Genomic DNA, 17,206 nt, shown 5'->3' on the forward strand with positions numbered 1-17,206 from the left:
TGGTGGGGAGCCTGCGCCGCCTGCTCCGGATCGTGCGCGGCAGCCTCTCGGGGCTGACCACGCGCGGACGCAGCTTCCTCGCCGCCGGCGTGGCCGCCGCGCTCACCGCCGTCGTCCTCGGGCAGTCGAGCATCCTGCGCGTCGGCGTCCTGCTCGCCGTCGTCCCCCTGCTCGGCGCCTCGGCCGTCACCCGCAGCCAGTACCGCCTCGCCTGCACCCGTCGCGTCGAGCCCGCGCGGGTGCCCGCGGGCGAGACCGCCGTCGTGACCCTGCGCCTGGACAACGTCTCCCGCATCCACACCGGCGTGCTGCTCGCCGAGGACCGGGTGCCCTACGTCCTCGGCTCCCGCCCGCGCTTCGTCCTCGACCGGGTCGAGCCGCAGGGCCAGCGCGCCGTCGGCTACCAGGTGCGCTCAGAGGTGCGCGGGCGCTTCGTCCTGGGGCCCCTCGGGGTCCGCCTCTCCGACCCGTTCGGCATGTGCGAGCTGCACCGGTCGTTCGCCGCCACCGACACCCTCGTCGTCACGCCCGTGGTCGTGCCGCTGCCGGTCCTGCCGCTCGAGGGCTCGCTGTCCGGGTCGGGCACCAGCTCCGCGCGCAGCGTGGCCGCGGCGGGCGAGGACGACGTGTCGACGCGGGAGTACCGCCACGGCGACGCCCTGCACCGGGTCCACTGGCGCAGCACCGCACGGCGCGGCGAGCTCATGGTGCGCCGCGAGGAGCAGCCCTGGCAGAGCCGGGCCACGCTGCTGCTCGACGGCCGCGCCGCCTGCCACGCGGGCGAGGGCCCGAGCTCGAGCTACGAGCGCGCGGTGAGCGCCATCGCCTCCGTCGGCGTCCACCTCGCCACCCGCGGCTACGCCCTCACCCTCGTGCTGCCCGACCTCGACGGCGCCGCTGCGGTCTCCCCCGTCGCCGCGCACGCGGGCGTGCGCGGCGAGGAGGCGGCCGCCGCCCTGCTCGACCGGCTCGCCGTCCTCGACCCCGCCCCCCAGCCCGAGCTCCGGCTCTCCGCGCTCGACGGGCGCGGCGCCGCCGACGCCCTGCTCGTCGCCGTGGTCGCGGACCTCACGAGCGCCGAGGCCGCCGAGCTCTCCCGGGCGACCGGCACGTCCGGGCGCCGCCGCAGCTGCCTCGCGCTCGTCCTCGACACCGCGACCTGGCGCCCCGGCGCCACCGTCCAGCCCGGCGCTCCGGGCTCGGGCGCCGCCGCGACCGCCGCGCTGCTGCGGGCCGCCGGCTGGCGCACCGCCGTCCTCGGCGCCACGACCCCGCTGCCCGAGGCGTGGGCCCTGCTCGTGGGCGGAGTGGGCAGCGCCGCAGCCGCGGGAGCGGCCGCCGCCGGCACGTACGCACGAGAGGGAGGTGCCGCGTGAGCGCAGCAGTCAGCGCCAGGATCCGCGTCCTGGTCGTCGAGGTCGTCGCCGTCCTGCTCACGGCCGGGGCCCTCGACCCGCTGCTCGACGGCACCGGCTGGGCCTGGACCGTCGCGCTGTCGACCGCCACTGCCGTGCTCGTCGCCGAGCTGCTGCGCCGGGCCGGGCTGCCCCGCCCGCTCGTCCCCGTCGGCACCCTCGCCGCGCTGCTCGTCGAGCTCGTCGTCACCCGGGTGCACGACGTCGCGCCGTACGGCATGGTGCCCTCGCTGCCGGCGCTGCGCGCCCTCGGCCACCTCACCAGCACCGGGTTCTCCGACTCCTCGGCCTACACCGCCCCGGTCACCCCGACGCCCGGGCTGATGCTGCTCGTCGCGGGCGGCACCGGGTTCGTCGCGGTCGCCGTCGACACGCTCGCTGTCACGTACCGGCGTCCGGCGGTGGCCGGGCTCCCCCTGCTCGCGCTGTACGCCGTCCCCGCCGCCATCGCGCCCCACGGCGTGCCGTGGTACTGGTTCGCGCTCGGGGCGACGGGCTACCTCGCCCTGCTCTACACCGAGTCCCGCGACCGGGTGACGCGCTGGGGCCGCGTCCTCGGGCTGCGCGGCGGAGGTCCGCGCACCTCCGCGCTCGGCGCCCTCGGCCGCCGCGTCGGCGGGACCGCGCTCGCCGCGGCCGTCGTCGTGCCCGCCGTCGCGCCCGGGGTCGGGGACGACCCGCTCCACCTCGGTGACGCCACCGCCGGCGACGGGCTCAGCTCCGGCCAGATCGGCAGCACGGACCCGCTCGTCAACCTCTCCCGGGACCTCGGCCAGCGCACGCCCGTACCGGTGCTCTCGTTCTCGGTGCCGACCGCGGGCGGGCAGGCCGCGCCGTACCTCCGCACAGCGGTGTTCGACCGCTTCAACGGCAACCGGTGGGTGCACGACACCCCCACGGCCAGCACCACGGCGGTCGGCGGCACGCTGACGACCGGGTTCCCGGCGACGACCGGTGAGGCCCGCACGGTGACGGTGGCGACGCAGGACGGGCTGACCACGCACTACCTCCCGCTGCCCTACGGCAGCACGAAGGTGACCGGGCTGAAGGGCGGCTGGAGCGCCGACAGCAGCTCCGAGGAGGTGTTCAGCACCGGCAAGAAGGTCTCGGGGCTGCACTACTCCGTCCGCCAGGCCGACCCGGCCCCCGTGCCGAGCGCGCTGCTCAAGCAGACGACGCCCGCGAAGCTCGGGGCGCGCTACCTCGACACCGGCGGCCTGGACACGTCCAGCGTGTTCCTGACCGCACGTGAGCAGGCGGTGGGCGAGGAGAGCCGCCCCTATGCCCAGGCCCTGCTGCTGCAGAGCTGGTTCCGCGACCGCGGCGGCTTCGCCTACGACGAGTCCGCGCCCGTCCCCGTGTCAGGCACGAGGACGTTGATCGACACGTTCCTCACCGAGCGGCGCGGCTTCTGCGTGCACTACGCGAGCGCCATGGTGCTCATGGCCCGCAGCCTGGGGATCCCCGCCCGGCTGGCGATCGGCTACCTGCCGGGCGCGCAGCAGAGCACCCGGGACGGGCAGTCCCGCTACGTCGTCACCAGCGTCGAGTCCCACGCCTGGCCCGAGCTCTACTTCAAGGACTACGGCTGGCTGCGCTTCGAGCCCACCCCGCGCAGCGACGGCCTGACCCAGTCCCCGGCGTACGCGACGGCGGGCACCGAGGACCAGATCGCCGCGCTCACCGCGACCGCCTCGGCCTCCGCGAGCAGCGCTCCGAGCTCGTCGTCCTCGTCCTCGGCGAGCGCGTCGCGCGGCTCGCGTCCAGACGACACGATCTCCGCCACCTCGGGCGGGGGGTCCGGCGGTAGCGGGGGCAGCCGCACCCCGCTGCTCGTGCTCGCCGGCGCGCTCGCCGTCGTCCTGCTCGCCCTGCTGCCGGCGCTCGCCCGGCGGCGGCTGCGCGGGCGCCGGCAGCGTGCGGCCGGTGTGCCCGCGCTGTGGGACGAGCTCAGCGACACCGCCGCCGACCTCGGCCTGCCGGGCTTCTCGCGCTCGCACACGCCGCGCCAGTACGCCGCCCTGCTCGGCCGCTACATCGGGATGCGCCCGGGGACCGGCAGCCCGCTCGAGGCGCTCGCCGCGGCGTACGAGCGGAGCAGGTACGCCCCCGACGCCCCCGCCTCGCTCCTGCCCGGCGCGCGGGCGCAGCTGGCCGAGGTGCGCACGGCGCTCGGCGAGGCAGTCGGCCGCCGCGACCGCTGGCGCGCCGCGCTGCTGCCCCGGTCCACCTGGGGCGGCCTGCTGGCGAGGACCGCCCGCGCCTCCGAGTGGCGGCCCTGGTCGGGGCGCGGCACCGGGCGCTCCCAGCGGGGGGTGGCCGCGGCGCGGCGCTAGCCGTCCCCGGACGCGGCGCGGCGCTCGCCTGGACGCAGCGCGGCCCCGACGACGCGTGGTCGTCGGGGCCGGAGGGTCTCGCTGCTGGTCGGCGGGCCGGTGGAGCAGCGGGCCGGTGGAGCAGCGGCTGCTGCTAGCGGCCGTCCGCCTCGCGCCGGCGGTTCCAGCGGTCCTCGAAGCGCTGCATGACCGGGCGCGGGGCGCGGGCGGGACGAGGACCCGCCGGCTGACCGGCTGCCCGGGCGGCGGCGCCGGGGAGCTGGCGCCAGCTGTGCACGGCGAGGAGCGCCGACAGGATCATGACGACGGCACCGAGGACGCCCAGGGCGATGATCTTGACGATGACGCCCACCAGGAGCAGGGCGATACCGACGAGGACTCCCGCGGCTGCGCGGATCGCGCGGCGCCGGTGCATGCGCCGGAGGTCGTGGCCCCGCAGCGACGATGCGAACTTCGGATCCTCGGCATACAGCGCCCGCTCCATCTGCTCGAGCAGCCGTTGCTCGTGGTCAGAGAGCGGCACGATGACCTCCTCCACGCCCACCCGCGACGACCGCGGGTGCCCCCAGGATATGTGCGGTTCCCGCCTCGGGAAACCCGACGGGGGAAGCAGGTGCTGCTGTCGGTGCGGCTACCCACTCCCGGTGATCGGTGAACACCGCGGCGGGCTTGAGACAGCATGCTCCCGCGGTCTGCCGAGGGTCGGGCCGGGGGTCCTCCGGGAGGCCCGGCGCAGTGCCGCGGACCCTGCTCACCAGCTCCCTCACCCGCTCCCTCACCCGCGTCCGGGCCCCCGGTCGTGCCGCACCAGCGCGGCGGGCCGCACCGCCCCTGACCCGAACCGCGCCGCCGCCCGGTCCGCCGCGCGCTCCGCGTCCCGCCAGCTCGTCGGGCGCCCGCCTCCCCTCACCTCGAGCACGAGCTGGCGCGGGGCGACCGCGACGTCGACCAGCCCCTCGACGCGCACCCCGACGAGCCGGATCCGCGCGCGCTGGAGCCCGAGCGCCTCGTACAGCCCGCGGGCCGTCGAGTAGACCTCCTGCGCGACGTCGGTGCTCTCCTTCAGCGTCCGGGAGCGGGTGATGGTGGTGAAGTCGGCGAACCGCACCTTGAGCACGACCGTGCGCCCGGCGGTCCCCGTCGCCCGCAGGCGCTCCGCGGTGCGGGTGGAGAGCCGGAGCAGCTCGCGGACGATGACGTCGGGGTCGTCGACGTCGTGCCCGAACGTCTCCTCCGCCCCCGTGCTGCGCTCGGGCTCGCTGGCGACGACCGGCCGCTGGTCCCGGCCCCACGCCAGCGCGTGCAGGTGCGGACCGGCGGTCGGGCCGAGCGCCCGGCGCAGCGTCTCGACCGGGACGTGGGCGAGCTCCCCGACGGTCTGCAGCCCCAGCCGCTGGAGCACCTCCGCGGTCCGCTCCCCCACGCCCCACAGCGCCCCGACGGGGAGGGGGTGCAGGAACGCGAGGACGCCGTCGCGCGGCACGACGAGCAGGCCGTCGGGCTTCGCCGCCGTCGAGGCGAGCTTCGCCACCATCTTCGTCGGCGCCACCCCCACCGAGCACGGCACGCCCTGCTCGTCGGCCACCCGGTCGCGGAGGAGCTGGGCGATCCGCACCGGGCTGCCGAGCCGGCGCCGGGCGCCGGACACGTCGAGGAACGCCTCGTCCAGCGAGAGCGGCTCGACGATCGGGGTGATCGTGCGGAAGAGCTCCATCACCCCCGCCGAGACGCGGGCGTAGTCGTCGTGGTCCGGCGGCAGGAACGTCGCCCCCGGGCACAGCCGCCGGGCGCGCGACACCGGCATCGCCGAGCGCACCCCGTGGGCCCGCGCCTCGTAGGTCGCCGAGAGCACGACGCCCCGCGTGCCCGTGCCGCCGATGACCACGGGCGTCCCCTGCAGCTCCGGGTGGCGCAGCAGCGTCACCGAGGCGAAGAAGGCGTCCATGTCGACGTGGAGCACCGAGCAGCCCGTGTCGTCGGGGAGCCCGTCCCGCCCGCTCGGGCGCGGGAGGGCCCCGCTGCGCGCGCTCACCGCGGGCGTCCGCGGGAGGTCGCGCAGGCGTCAGGCGCGGGCGAGCAGGTGGATCTGGGTCGCCACGGCGAGGAAGGCGGGGTGCTCGGCCGCGGCGGCCTCGAGCTGCAGGAGGGCCTCGACCGCGCCCGGCTCGCCGTCGACCAGCGCGCCGGGCACGAGGTCGGCGAACACGCGGACGCCCACGACGTGCACCGGCTCGAGGCCCGCGGAGCGGACGAGCTCCTCGAGCTCCTGCGGGGAGAAGCGGCGCGGCACCGGGTCGCGGTCGCCCCAGCGCCCCGCGGGGTCGAGCAGGGCCTGCTGCGCCTCGGCGAAGCGCCCGGCGACGGCGCGGGCGAGCACGACCGCCGAGCGGTTGGCGGCGAGCAGGCTGAGCCTGCCCCCGGGCCGCAGGCAGCGCGCCACGGCCGCCAGGGCCTCGACGGGGTCGTCGACGTGCTCGAGGACCCCGTGGCAGAGCACGAGGTCGGCGCTGGCCGGCTCGACGACGTCGAGCAGCCCGGCGACGTCGCCCTGGCGCGCGCGCACCCGCCCGGCCAGCCCGTCCAGCGCCGCGGTCTCGGCGACGCGCCGCTCGAGCGCGGCGAGGGCGTCGGGGCTGGGGTCGACGACGGTGACCGTGTGGCCGAGCGTCGCGAGCGGGACCGCGAAGCCGCCGGTGCCGCCGCCCACGTCGACGACGTCGAGCGCGCGCCCGTCGGCCTCGTCGAGGACCCCGCGCAGCACGCCCCACACCGCGGCGGAGCGGGTGCGGCTGCGGTCGGGACGCGCGCGGGGGCTGTCGGGCACGGCTCCGACCCTAGCCGCTGGCCCCGGGTCGGGCCGGTCGCCCGCGGACCGGTGCCGCGCTGCGCCGCGCGCCCGCGGCTCACCACCCCGAGCTCCCCTGGCTGGCGTGCCAGAGCTTGCGCGGCGCGCCCTTGGCGGGCTCGCCGGCGGGGGCGATGTCGGCGTACGGCGACTGGCGGAACCCGCTCGGGTGGACCAGGACGCGCTCGGTGAGCCGGCCCTCCTCGTGCAGGTCGGCGGGGGTGGCGGGGGCGCCCTCGCGCCCGCGCATGCCGCCCGCGCCCGACCCGGCGTCCCCGTCGCGCGGCTCGTAGGTGGTCGCGCTCGACCCGACCGGGGGCGCGGCGAGCACCGGACGGCTCGACCGGCTCGCCGCCGCCCCCTCCACCGCCTGCGGCGTCACGACGGCCGGCGCCCGCAGCAGCGCGTCGACCGCGGCCGTGCCGCCCCGCTCCCAGGCGGCGAACAGCCGGGGCAGCTCCCAGCAGCCGGTGGCCTGCAGGGAGATCCCGCGCGGCCCGGTGCGCCGGGTGGTGCCGCGGACGACGAGCAGCCACGAGTGGAACAGCGTGGTGGCGTAGCCGATCTGCGCGTCCTCGAAGAAGGTCGCGTCGATCGGGCCGGTCGCGTCGTCGAGGGTCACGAAGACGACGCGGCGCCCCGAGCGGACGGGCGGGGTCTGGGTGGCGACCTTGACCCCCGCGACCAGCACGTCGGAGCGCGTCCGCAGGCCGAGCAGGCCCGTGGAGCGGGTGACGCCGAGCGCGTCGAGCAGCGGGGTGTAGAAGTCGACGACGTGCCGGCTGGCGTCGAGGCCGAGCACCTCGAGCTCGGCGCGCACCCGCTCGGCCGCGGTCATCTCGGGCAGCCCGCTCGCGGGGGCGCTCCCCGCGGCGTCCCCGAGGTCGAGCGCGAGCTGCACGTCCTGGTCGGCCGCGCGGGACCCGCGCGACAGCGGTGCCCGCGACTGCCGCCCGGCCAGCTCGCGCACCCCCGGCGCCGCAGCGGTCGGCGCGGGACCGGGCGGTGCCGTACCGGTCGGTGCGGTGCCGGTCGGTGCGGGGTCGGCGGCCGGTGCGCCGGCGGCGGAGCGGCGGCCCCGGCGCACCGGCGGCGCGGTGGCGCGCGACCACCGGTCCAGGTCGCCGACCTGGAGCAGCAGGTCGCGCCGCGTGACGCTCCCCCGGCGCCGCACGGGGGCGGGCGCGCCGATGCCGTAGAGCGAGTCGAAGGCCCCGGCGAGCACCAGCCTCTCGGCGACCGGGCGCGAGACGCGGGCGCGGTGCCAGAAGTCCGACAGCGTGGCGTACGGGCGGCCGGCGACGATGCGCGCGACCTCGGCGTCGGAGATCCCCTTGACGTCGGCGAGCCCGAGCCGGATGCCGTGGGCGCGCCCGTCGGGCAGCCCCTCCTCCGGGGCGGGCCGGGGCGGAGCGCCGAGGATGCCCGGCGGCGGCTCGTCGAGGACGCCGACCCGCTCGACGCGGTACTCCGGGTCGGAGGCGTTGACGTCGAGGGGCAGCACGGCGATGCCGAACTGGCGGGCGTCGTCGAGGATGAGCCGCTTGGGGTACATCCCCGGGTCGTGCGTCAGCACGCCGGCGAGGAACGCGGCCGGGTGGTGGGCCTTGAGCCACGCGGACTGGTAGGTCGGCAGCGCGAAGGCGGCGGCGTGCGCCTTGCAGAAGCCGAACGAGGCGAAGGCCACGAGCACGTCCCACACCCGCCGCACGGTCGCCGGGTCGTAGCCGCGGGAGAGCGCGGTCGGTCCGAACCAGCCCTCGACCTGCTGCTTGCCCCCGGGGTCGCCCAGGGCCCGGCGCACCTCGTCGGCCTCGGCCAGGGTGCAGCCGGTCATCGTGGCGACGATCTCGAGCACCTGCTCGTGGAAGACCACGACGCCGTGGGTCGGCTCGAGCACCGGGCGGAGGTCCTCGTGGAGGTAGGTCGCCTCCCGCCAGCCCTGCCGCGCCTGGAGGAACGGCGTGACCATGTCGCTCTTGACCGGCCCCGGGCGGAACAGCGAGATGTCGATGACGAGGTCGTCGAACGTCTCCGGCGCGAACTTCCCGACGAGCTCGCGCTGGCCCGGGGACTCGATCTGGAAGCAGCCCAGCGTCCGTGAGGACTGCACCAGCCGGAAGGTCGCGGGGTCGTCGAGCGGGACCTGCTGCTGGTCGTCGATGTCGAGGCGGACGCCCTCGACGCGCTCGACCTCGGCCACGGCGTGGGCCATCGCCGACTGCATGCGCACGCCGAGCACGTCGAGCTTGAGCAGCCCCATCTCCTCGACGTCGTCCTTGTCGAACTGGCTCATGGGGAACCCGAGCCAGCTCGCCTCGACCGGCGTGCGGTCGAGCAGGGTGGCGTCCGAGAGCAGCACCCCGCACGGGTGCAGCGCGACGTGCCGGGGCAGCCCGTCGAGGCGCTCGACCAGCCGGAGCAGCAGGTCGGTGCGGGCCGGGTCGATGCCGCTCGCCCGCAGCTCGGGCAGCTCGGCGAGGGCGAGCCGCGCGTCCCGGGCGCGGATGTGCGGGAAGGCCTTGGCCAGGGAGTCGATCTCCGCCGGCGGCAGGCCGAGCGCGGCGCCGACGTCGCGGACGGCGTGCCGCACGCGGTAGGTGTCGACCATGGAGACGCAGGCGACCCGCTCGGCGCCGAAGCGGTCGAGGATCCGCTCGTAGACCTCGGTGCGGCGCGCGGACTCGACGTCGAGGTCGATGTCGGGCAGCTGCGCGCGCAGCGGCGACAGGAAGCGCTCCATGAGCAGGTCGTGGCGCAGCGGGTCGACCCCCGAGACGCCCAGCAGGTGGTTGACGAGGCTCCCCGCACCCGACCCGCGGGCGGCGCAGCGCACCCCCATCCCGCGGACGAGGTCCACGACGTCGGCGACGGTGAGGAAGTACGCCGCGAAGCCGAGCCGGGCGATGACCCCCAGCTCGTCGTCGAGGCGCCCGAGCACCGTGCGCGAGGGGGCGGGGTCGCGCCGCGCCAGCGCCTGCTCGCACCGCGCCCGGAGCACGCCGTCGGGGTGGAGGGCGCCGGCGCCCAGCGCCGAGGAGGCGTCGAGGACGTCGAGCTCCGGCAGGTGCGCCACCCCCAGGCCGAGGTCGGCCTTCGGGTCGAGCACGCAGCGCTCGGCGACCCGGCGGGTGGCGGCGAGCAGCCCGCGCCCGTCGTCCCCCGTCCCGGCGAGGCGCGCGACCTCGGCGGCGACGCGCGCCATCTCCGGGCCGCTCTTGAGCCGGCCCTCGGCGTTGACCCGGTCGACGCTGCGCGCCGCGAGCGGGACGAGGCGGCGCGCCGAGTCGAGGACGTCGGCCACGGGGGCGTCGTCGGCGTCGAGGTAGCGCACCGCGTTGGCCAGCACCGCGGGGACGCCCTCCTCCGCGGCGAGCGCGAGCAGGCGCGCGGCGCGCGCGCTGTCGCCGGGACCGCGGTGCGAGCAGACCTCGACCGACAGGCTCCCCGGGGGGAGCGCGGCGCGCCAGCGCCGGAGCAGCTCGCGCGCGAGGTCCGCGCGCTGCCGCTCGACCGCGCGGGCGACGTCGGAGGCCGGGCCGAGCAGCACGTCGAGGCCGCCCTCGCGGGCGTGCTCGGCCACGAGCTCCAGCGTGGTGACCGGGCGGCCGCGCTCCCCGCGCAGGTGCGTGGCGGAGACGAGCCGGCACAGCGCGCGCCATCCCTGCCCGCCGCCGCCGCGGGCGAGCACGACCACCCGCGGGTGGCGGGGGTCCACCTCGGCCCCGCCGCGGGCTGGCGACCGGCGGGCGGTGCGCGCACCGGCGGCACCGGCGGCACCGGCCGGACCGCGGGCACCTGTCCCACCGCGGGCACCGGCGGCACCGGCGCGCTCGGGCAGCGGGAGCGCCTCCACGGCGAGGTCGACGCCGAGGACCGGCCGCACGCCGGCCGAGCGGCAGGCGCGCACGAAGCGGACGGCGCCGTAGGTGCCGTCGCGGTCGGTGAGCGCGAGCACGTCCATCCCCAGCCCGGCCGCCCGCTCGACGAGGGCGGCGGGGGTCGCCGTGCCGTGGCGCAGCGACCAGCCGGAGGCGACGTGGAGGTGGACGAAGGGGTCCGTGGGCACCGCGTCACGCACCCGGGAGCGGGCGGGGCACGCCCAGCGCGTCCTCGACGACGGCGAGGAAGGCCGCGCCGTCGCGGAGCAGGTCGTCAGCGTCGCGCTCGGAGACGCTGCGGCGCAGGCCGGCCTCCGCGGCGGCGCGCTTCGCGGCGCCCGCGGCGAAGAAGGCGGCCCACTCCTGCATCTCCGGGGCCACCCCGGCCAGCAGGTCCCACGCGCTGCGCACGCGGCGCCGGCCGTCGGGCCGCGCGCGGACGGCGAGGACCGCCGCCGCGGCGTGCAGCGCGCCGCGGTGGGCGGCGGCGTAGCGCTCCGCGGGCACGGCCGCGCCGCGCGCGGCGGCGAGGTCGCGGTGGGCGGCCGCGACGAGATCGAGCGCGCCGCCCGGCACGGGGGCCCCGGAGGGCCGGGGGGCGCGGGTGCCGCTGGACGGGCGGGAGGGGGAGGTCGTGGCGGTGGGGGCCATGGGTCCGCTCCCCTAGTCCAGCGCCTGGACGAGCTGCCAGGAGCCGGGGCCGCACTCGCGCAGGTCGTAGACCCCGCTCCCGGCCCAGCGCCCCGGGCTCGCCTCGACGCGCCAGGTCACGGTCTCCGCCTCCACGGCCAGCGGCTCCGCCCGCCGCTCGGCGGGGGTCGCGGGGGCGGCGGGAGCAGAGGGGTCCGCAGCGGGAGCAGCGGGAGCAGCGGGAGCAGGGGCCGCAGCGGGCAGCGCGTCGACCCGCTCGCCGCGCGCCAGCTCGGCCGCCGGGCTGCGCCACCAGGGGCTGGTCTCCACCCAGCACGAGAGCACGTCGCGCACGAGGTAGAGCCGCCCCCTCCAGAGGAACTGCTCCGGCACCGCCGCTCCCGCGGCCGGCACCGCCGGGCGTCCTGCGGACGGTGCTGCCGGGTGTCCTGCGGACGGTGCTGCCGGGTGTCCTGCGGACGGTGCTGCCGGGTGTCCTGCGGACGGTGCTGCCGGGTGTCCTGCGGACGGTGCCGCCGGGTGTCCGGCTAGGCGCACCTGCACGGGCTCGTCGTAGCGTCGCACCGGGCCTCCCCCTTCGTCGTGCACGGGCCGCAGCGCGACCGGCGCACCGGCGTGCTGCAGCGGGACCGCTCGTCGTCCGCGGCGGGGGAAGGCGCCACGGGCGGCGTGCCCCGTCCGCCGGCTCCCGCTTCCCCACGGGAGCCGACGGACGGGACGCCAGGACCGGAGGGTGCAGGTCGAGGTGCACCCTCCGGAGCCCGTCGTCCGAACGCGTGTTCGAACAGGACCAGCGTAAGCGGGTGGCCGCCCGTCGCGCAACGCCGGTCGTGGACCCGCCAGGAGGGGCCCCGGGGGGCCGCCCGTGAGCGCCCCGCCGAGCGCCCCGGGTCGTGCGGGGAGGAGCGCGGCGCCGCCTGGCGGGGGCAGCGGGGCGGGGCTAGGGTCCGAGCACGATGGAGCCCTCCGCCGCCGTGCCCAGCGGCGCCCCGGCCGCGCCGGGCGCCCCCCACACCACCGTGCACGTCTGGGGCGTGCGCCCGCGCGACGTCCCGGCGGCGCTGGTCCGGGTGGGCACCGACCGGCGGGTCCTCGGGCGGGCCGTGCGCACCGGGACGACCACCAGCGGCGCGCCCGCCCCGCTCTTCGCGACCCTGCTCGGCACCTCCTCCGCGGGCTTCCGCCTCGTCGACAGCGACCCGGCGCACTGGGCGCTGCTCGCGACGTGGCCCGACCGGGAGGCCGCGGAGGCGGGGACGGCCACCGGCCCGTACGCCGCCTGGCGCCGGCTCGCCGTCGAGGAGCTCCGCCTCGACCTGCGCCCGCTCGCGAGCCGCGGGCGCTGGGGCGGCGCCGCGCCCTTCGGGGACCCCGAGCCCGTGCGGCACGACGGCCCCGTCGCCGCCGTCACCCGCGCCCGGCTGCGGGCGCGCACCGCGCTGAGCTTCCGCCGCGCGGTGCCCCCGGTGGCGCGCGAGCTCGCCGGCGCCCCGGGCCTGCGGCTGGCGCTCGGCGTCGGCGAGTGGCCGGTGGGGCTGCAGGGGACGCTCTCGCTGTGGGACGCCAGCCCCTCGCTCGTCGCCTTCGCGGGCCGCACGGCCGCGCACGTGGAGGCGGTGCGGCGGACGGCCGCCGAGGGCTGGTACGCCGAGGAGCTGTTCGCGCGCTTCGCCGTCCTCGGCGTGGCGGGCACGCTCCACGGGCGCACGCCGTGAGGGACGCGCTCCTCCGCCCCGCGCTCCTGCTCGCCGCGGCCACGGTGCTGTGCCAGGTCGCGTACCCGCTGACCAGCGGTGCCGCCCGCGACCGGCTCACGGTCGCGACGGTCCTGGTCGCCGCGCTGGCCGTGCTGCTCGACCTGGCGTCCTCCCGCGGCCCGCTCGCCGCCGCCCGGGCCGCGGCCGCCACCTGGGTGCTGACGTTCGCGGTGGAGGCGGTCGGCACGGGGACGGGCCAGCCGTTCGGGCCGTACTCCTACGCCGGCTCCCTCGGCCCGCGCGTGCTCGGCGTCCCCCTGCTCGTCCCGCTGGCGTGGGGCATGGTCGCCCTCCCGCTGCTGATGGCGGTGCGCCGGCTGGCCGCCTCCCCGGCCGCCCGCGCCGCGCTGGGCGGCGTGGCGCTGACCGGCTGGGACCTCTTCCTCGACCCGCAGATGGTCGCCGCCGGGCACTGGCGGTGGGCCGACCCCTCCCCGCACCTGCCGGGGGTGCCGCACGTGCCGGTGCACAACTTCGCGGGCTGGCTCGTCACCGGGACCGTGCTCGTGCTCGTGCTCGACCGGGTCGTGCCGGAGGGGCCGGCCGACCCCCTCGTCCCCGCGGTCCTGCTCGGCTGGACGTGGCTCGGCGGGGTCGTGGGCGCGGCGGCGTTCTTCGGCCGCCCGGCCGTGGCGGTCTGGGGCGGGGTCGTGCTGGGCGCGGTCGTGGTGCCGTGGCTGGTGCTGGTCGCCCGCGACGCCGCCGTCCCGCAGCGCGAGCCGGTGCCCGCGTGAGCCGGGCCGGTCGGGCCCTCGTCCGGGCCGGCACCGCGCTCGCCGTCGCGGGGACGGCCCACACCGCGCTCAACCTGCGCCTGCTGCGCACCCCGCGGGTGGACCCTCCCCCGCTCGGCGAGCGCACGAGCCTGCTGCTCCCGCTGCGCGACGAGGCGCACCGGGCGGGCCCGTGCCTCGACGCGCTGCCGGCCGTGCTCGCCGCCGACCCCCTGCTCGAGCTGGTCGTGCTCGACGACGCGTCCACCGACGGCACCGCCGCGCTCGTGCGCGAGCGGCTCGCGACCGAGCTCGCGACCGGCCGCGCGCGCCTGCTCGCCGGCGAGCCGCCGCCCCCCGGCTGGCTCGGCAAGCCGTGGGCGTGCGCGCAGCTCGTCGCTGCGGCCGCACCGGGGACGGGGGTGCACGTCCTGCTCGACGCCGACGTGGTGCTCGCGCCGCACGCCGTGCGCGCGACCGTCGACCTGCTCCGCCGCCACGGCCTCGACCTGGTGAGCCCGTACCCGCGCCAGCTCGTCGGCTCCCCGGGGGAGCGGCTCGTCCAGCCGCTGCTCCAGTGGTCCTGGGCGACGACGCTGCCGCTGCGGCTCGCGGAGCGCTCCCCCCGCCCCTCGCTCGCCGCCGCCAACGGGCAGCTGCTCGCGGTCGACGCCGCCGCGTACGCCCGCTGCGGGGGGCACGCCGCCGTCCGCGGCGAGGTGCTCGAGGACATCGCGCTCGTCCGGGCCGTCAAGGCGGCCGGCGGGCGCGGCACGGTGGCCGACGGCACGGCGCTCGCGACCTGCCGGATGTACGCCGGCTGGACCGAGCTGCGCGACGGGTGGGCGAAGTCGCTGTGGGCGGCGTTCGGCTCGCCGGCGGGGGCGGCGGGGGCGACGGCGCTCCTGCTCACCGCGTACGTCGTGCCGCCGGCCGCCGCCCTGCGCGGCTCGCGCACGGGAGCGGTCGGCACCGTCGCCGCCGTCCTCGGCCGCGTGCTCGTCGCGCGCCGCACCGGCGGACGTCCCGCGGACGCCGTGGCCCACCCCGCCTCCGTGCTGGCCCTGGCCTGGCTGACCGCCCGCTCGGTGCGCCGCCACCGGCGGGGCACCCTGTCGTGGAAGGGTCGAGGAGTCGGGTGACCGCCCGCCTGGACGGGCCACCCGCTCAGGTCCGCACCCCGTTCAGCCGAACGGGTCGCGAGCATCGACGTGGGGCATGATCAGTCGTACGTTCGGTGAACACACCAGCACGATGGGTGCACATGCGCCCGAGTGGCGGAAGGTGGGGGACATGGCGGGAGTCGGACGCGGCGCGGAGGCTGCGCAGGGGCGCGCAGCGGCCGACGGCGGCGACACCGCCCAGCCGGAGCTGCTCATGCTCATGCTGCAGCAGGTCGTCGACGTGGCCCTGCTGCCGCTGCCCGCCGAGCAGGCGCTGGTGGAGCTCGCGGCCCGGCTCCGCGACGCCCTCGGCGGCGACGTCGCCTCGATCTACCTCTCCGCCGGCCAGGACCTCGTCGTCCAGGCCAGCATCGGCATGCACGACGAGCCCGTGCAGGAGCGCGTCACCCGCGGGGACGGCCTCGTCGGCCGGGTGGGCGCCGAGCGCGCCCCGCGGCTGGTGAGCGACACCGGGGGCGACGGCTCCGGCCTGCGCAGCCTGGTCCTCGCCCCGCTGGTGCTCGCGGGGACGCTCACCGGCGTCGTCCAGGTCGGCTCGTACGTCCCCGGCCGGTTCGCCGAGAGCGACCTCACGCTGCTGCGCATCGTCGCCGACCGCGTCGCGCTCGCCGTGGAGCAGCTGCAGAGCCGCGAGCGCGAGCGGCGCGCCGTCGAAGCGCTCCGCGAGTCGGAGGCGCGCGTCCGCGCGGTCTTCGACTCCGCCGCCGACGGCATCCTCATCGTCCAGGAGGACGGCAGCGTCGAGAGCGCGAACCCCACCGCCGAGCGCATGTTCGGCTTCCCCTCCGGCGGGCTCGTCGGCGTCTCGCTCGACGTGCTGGTCCCGGGGGACGAGGGGGCCTCGCCGCCGCCGGTGCTGGCGGTCTTCACCCGCGGGTCGCGCGACCCCGCCCTGCTCGGGCGCGGGCACGACGTCGTGGCCCGGCGCGCCGACGGGTCGGAGTTCCCCGCCGAGGTCAGCGTCACGAGCATGGACGTCCGCGGGCGCCAGCTCGCCTGCGCGGTCGTCCGCGACACGACCGAGCGCACCGAGCTCGACCGCAAGCTGACCTACCTCTCGCGGCACGACACCCTGACGGGGCTCGGCAACCGCGCCCTGCTCGACGACCGGCTGGGCCACGCGCTCGCCCGCGTGCGCCGCCACGACACCCGGGTCGGGGTCATGCTCTGCGACCTCGACCACTTCAAGTCGGTCAACGACAGCCTCGGCCACGGCGCGGGCGACGCGCTGCTCGTGACGATCGCCGGCCGGCTGCGCGACGCCGTCCGCCCCGAGGACACCATCGTCCGGCTGGGCGGCGACGAGTTCGTCATCGTCTGCGAGGACATGCCCGACGTGGAGTCGCTCGCCGGGCTCGGCCGCCGCATCGTCGAGTCCGTCCGCCAGCCGCTCCTGCTCGACGGCACCGAGGTCTTCCCGACGGTGAGCATCGGCGTCGCGCTCAGCCGCAGCGCGTCGACCACCTCGGAGCAGCTGCTGGGCGACGCCGACCTCGCGCTCTACACCGCGAAGGACGCCGGGCGCGGGCGCTGCCACGTCTTCGACGACTCGATGCGCGCCCGGTCCCAGGGCAAGATGCGGCTCCGCTCGGAGCTGCACCGGGCGCTGGAGCGCGACGAGATCGTCGTGCACTACCAGCCGCTCTACGACCTGCGCACCGGTGTCGTGCGCGGCGTCGAGGCGCTCATGCGCTGGCAGCACCCGACGCAGGGGCTGCTGACGCCGGAGGCGTTCCTGCCGCTGGCGCTCGAGTCCGACCTCATCCTCGACCTCGACGGCTACGTCGTGCGCCGGGCGTGCGCCGAGGTCGCGCAGATGTCGCGGGTCACCGGGCGGCGGATCGACGCGTGGGTCAACTACTCGGCGCGCACGCTCGCGAGCCCCGACCTCTGCGACGAGACGAGCCGCGCCGCCCGCGAGGCCGGCCTGCCCGCCGAGAACCTCACCATCGAGGTCACGGAGAGCGCCCTGCTGGAGGACCTCGCCACGACGGGCCGGGCGCTGCAGGAGCTGCGCCGGCAGCGGGTGCGCCTCGCCATCGACGACTTCGGCGCCGGCCACACCGCGCTCACCTACCTCACCCGGCTGCCGGTCTCCGCGGTGAAGCTGGACCGCACCTTCACCCAGTCCATCGACACCTCCCCGGTCGACCGCGCGGTCGTGCGCAGCGTGGCCGACCTGGCCCGCGCGCTCGGGCTGGTCACCGTCGCCGAGGGCGTCGAGACGAGCTCGCAGCTCGACCTCGCCGCCGCCAGCGGCTGCAACCTCGGCCAGGGCTACCTGCTCGCGCGGCCGGTCGCGTACGACGTCGTGCTCGACCTGGCCGGGCGCCCGGCGATCGACCTGCGCCACGGCTCTGCGGGGGCGCGGGGCGTGCGCAGCGCCTAGGCTCCTGGCCCGTGTCCAGGGTCGTCGATGCGTAG

12 protein-coding genes are annotated in these 17,206 nt (G+C 78.0%); 6 read left to right on the forward strand and 6 right to left on the reverse strand.

Annotated features, from left to right (window positions below; all coding sequences use genetic code 11):
- Window positions 1–2: 2 nt before the first annotated feature.
- Window positions 3–1,376 (forward strand): DUF58 domain-containing protein, encoded by a 1,374-nt coding sequence (locus EV189_RS16375; protein WP_231116490.1) that lies wholly within the window; start codon window positions 3–5, stop codon window positions 1,374–1,376.
- Complete coding sequence (locus EV189_RS16380) at window positions 1,373–3,751, forward strand: transglutaminase TgpA family protein (protein WP_130494039.1); 2,379 nt, start codon at window positions 1,373–1,375, stop codon at window positions 3,749–3,751. Before EV189_RS16375 ends, EV189_RS16380 begins: the two co-directional genes overlap by 4 nt.
- Window positions 3,752–3,884: 133 nt before the next feature.
- On the opposite strand, the gene EV189_RS16385 is transcribed toward EV189_RS16380, so the two are convergent.
- From EV189_RS16385 to EV189_RS16410, 6 genes are all read right to left on the reverse strand, one after another.
- A complete protein-coding gene (locus EV189_RS16385; protein WP_130494040.1) occupies window positions 3,885–4,274 on the reverse strand; it encodes a DUF3040 domain-containing protein in 390 nt (129 codons plus the stop codon).
- Window positions 4,275–4,526: 252 nt separating this feature from the next.
- Window positions 4,527–5,783 carry a DNA polymerase IV gene (gene dinB, locus EV189_RS16390; RefSeq protein ID WP_130494041.1) on the reverse strand — a complete coding sequence of 419 codons (1,257 nt, stop codon included), beginning with the start codon at window positions 5,781–5,783 and terminating at the stop codon, window positions 4,527–4,529.
- Between the two features lie 30 nt (window positions 5,784–5,813).
- Window positions 5,814–6,575 carry a methyltransferase domain-containing protein gene (locus EV189_RS16395; RefSeq protein WP_130494042.1) on the reverse strand — a complete coding sequence of 254 codons (762 nt, stop codon included), beginning with the start codon at window positions 6,573–6,575 and terminating at the stop codon, window positions 5,814–5,816.
- Window positions 6,576–6,654: 79 nt separating this feature from the next.
- Window positions 6,655–10,665, reverse strand: a complete 4,011-nt coding sequence (locus EV189_RS16400) for a DNA polymerase III subunit alpha (RefSeq protein ID WP_130494043.1) — start codon at window positions 10,663–10,665, stop codon at window positions 6,655–6,657.
- A 4-nt stretch (window positions 10,666–10,669) separates the two neighbouring features.
- Window positions 10,670–11,128 (reverse strand): SAV_6107 family HEPN domain-containing protein, encoded by a 459-nt coding sequence (locus EV189_RS16405; RefSeq protein ID WP_165400350.1) that lies wholly within the window; start codon window positions 11,126–11,128, stop codon window positions 10,670–10,672.
- A gap of 12 nt (window positions 11,129–11,140) precedes the next feature.
- Window positions 11,141–11,521 carry a DUF6504 family protein gene (locus EV189_RS16410; RefSeq protein ID WP_130494044.1) on the reverse strand — a complete coding sequence of 127 codons (381 nt, stop codon included), beginning with the start codon at window positions 11,519–11,521 and terminating at the stop codon, window positions 11,141–11,143.
- 563 nt (window positions 11,522–12,084) lie between these two features.
- Between EV189_RS16410 and EV189_RS16415 the strand changes: the two genes are divergently transcribed.
- The 4 genes from EV189_RS16415 (at window position 12,085) to EV189_RS16430 (ending at window position 17,171) form a co-directional block, all read left to right on the forward strand.
- The gene (locus EV189_RS16415; protein WP_130494045.1) at window positions 12,085–12,843 is read left to right on the forward strand and encodes a monooxygenase; all 759 of its coding nucleotides are present in this window, start codon (window positions 12,085–12,087) and stop codon (window positions 12,841–12,843) included.
- Window positions 12,840–13,619 carry a carotenoid biosynthesis protein gene (locus tag EV189_RS16420; protein WP_165400351.1) on the forward strand — a complete coding sequence of 260 codons (780 nt, stop codon included), beginning with the start codon at window positions 12,840–12,842 and terminating at the stop codon, window positions 13,617–13,619. Before EV189_RS16415 ends, EV189_RS16420 begins: the two co-directional genes overlap by 4 nt.
- The gene (locus tag EV189_RS16425) at window positions 13,616–14,740 is read left to right on the forward strand and encodes a glycosyltransferase (RefSeq protein ID WP_130494047.1); all 1,125 of its coding nucleotides are present in this window, start codon (window positions 13,616–13,618) and stop codon (window positions 14,738–14,740) included. The genes EV189_RS16420 and EV189_RS16425 overlap by 4 nt, the downstream gene beginning before the upstream one ends.
- Window positions 14,741–14,891: 151 nt before the next feature.
- Window positions 14,892–17,171 (forward strand): putative bifunctional diguanylate cyclase/phosphodiesterase, encoded by a 2,280-nt coding sequence (locus EV189_RS16430; RefSeq protein ID WP_165400352.1) that lies wholly within the window; start codon window positions 14,892–14,894, stop codon window positions 17,169–17,171.
- Window positions 17,172–17,206: the final 35 nt, after the last annotated feature.

It is taken from the genome of Motilibacter rhizosphaerae (assembly GCF_004216915.1).
GTDB classification, from domain to species: Bacteria; Actinomycetota; Actinomycetes; order Motilibacterales; family Motilibacteraceae; genus Motilibacter; species Motilibacter rhizosphaerae.

Excerpts from the sequence above, each read along its gene's own strand:
- EV189_RS16405 (WP_165400350.1), bottom strand. The coding sequence starts at position 11,128 with ATGGCCCCCACCGCCACGACCTCCCCCTCCCGCCCGTCCAGCGGCACC.
- EV189_RS16415 (WP_130494045.1), top strand. The coding sequence starts at position 12,085 with ATGGAGCCCTCCGCCGCCGTGCCCAGCGGCGCCCCGGCCGCGCCGGGC.
- EV189_RS16430 (WP_165400352.1), top strand. The coding sequence starts at position 14,892 with ATGGCGGGAGTCGGACGCGGCGCGGAGGCTGCGCAGGGGCGCGCAGCG.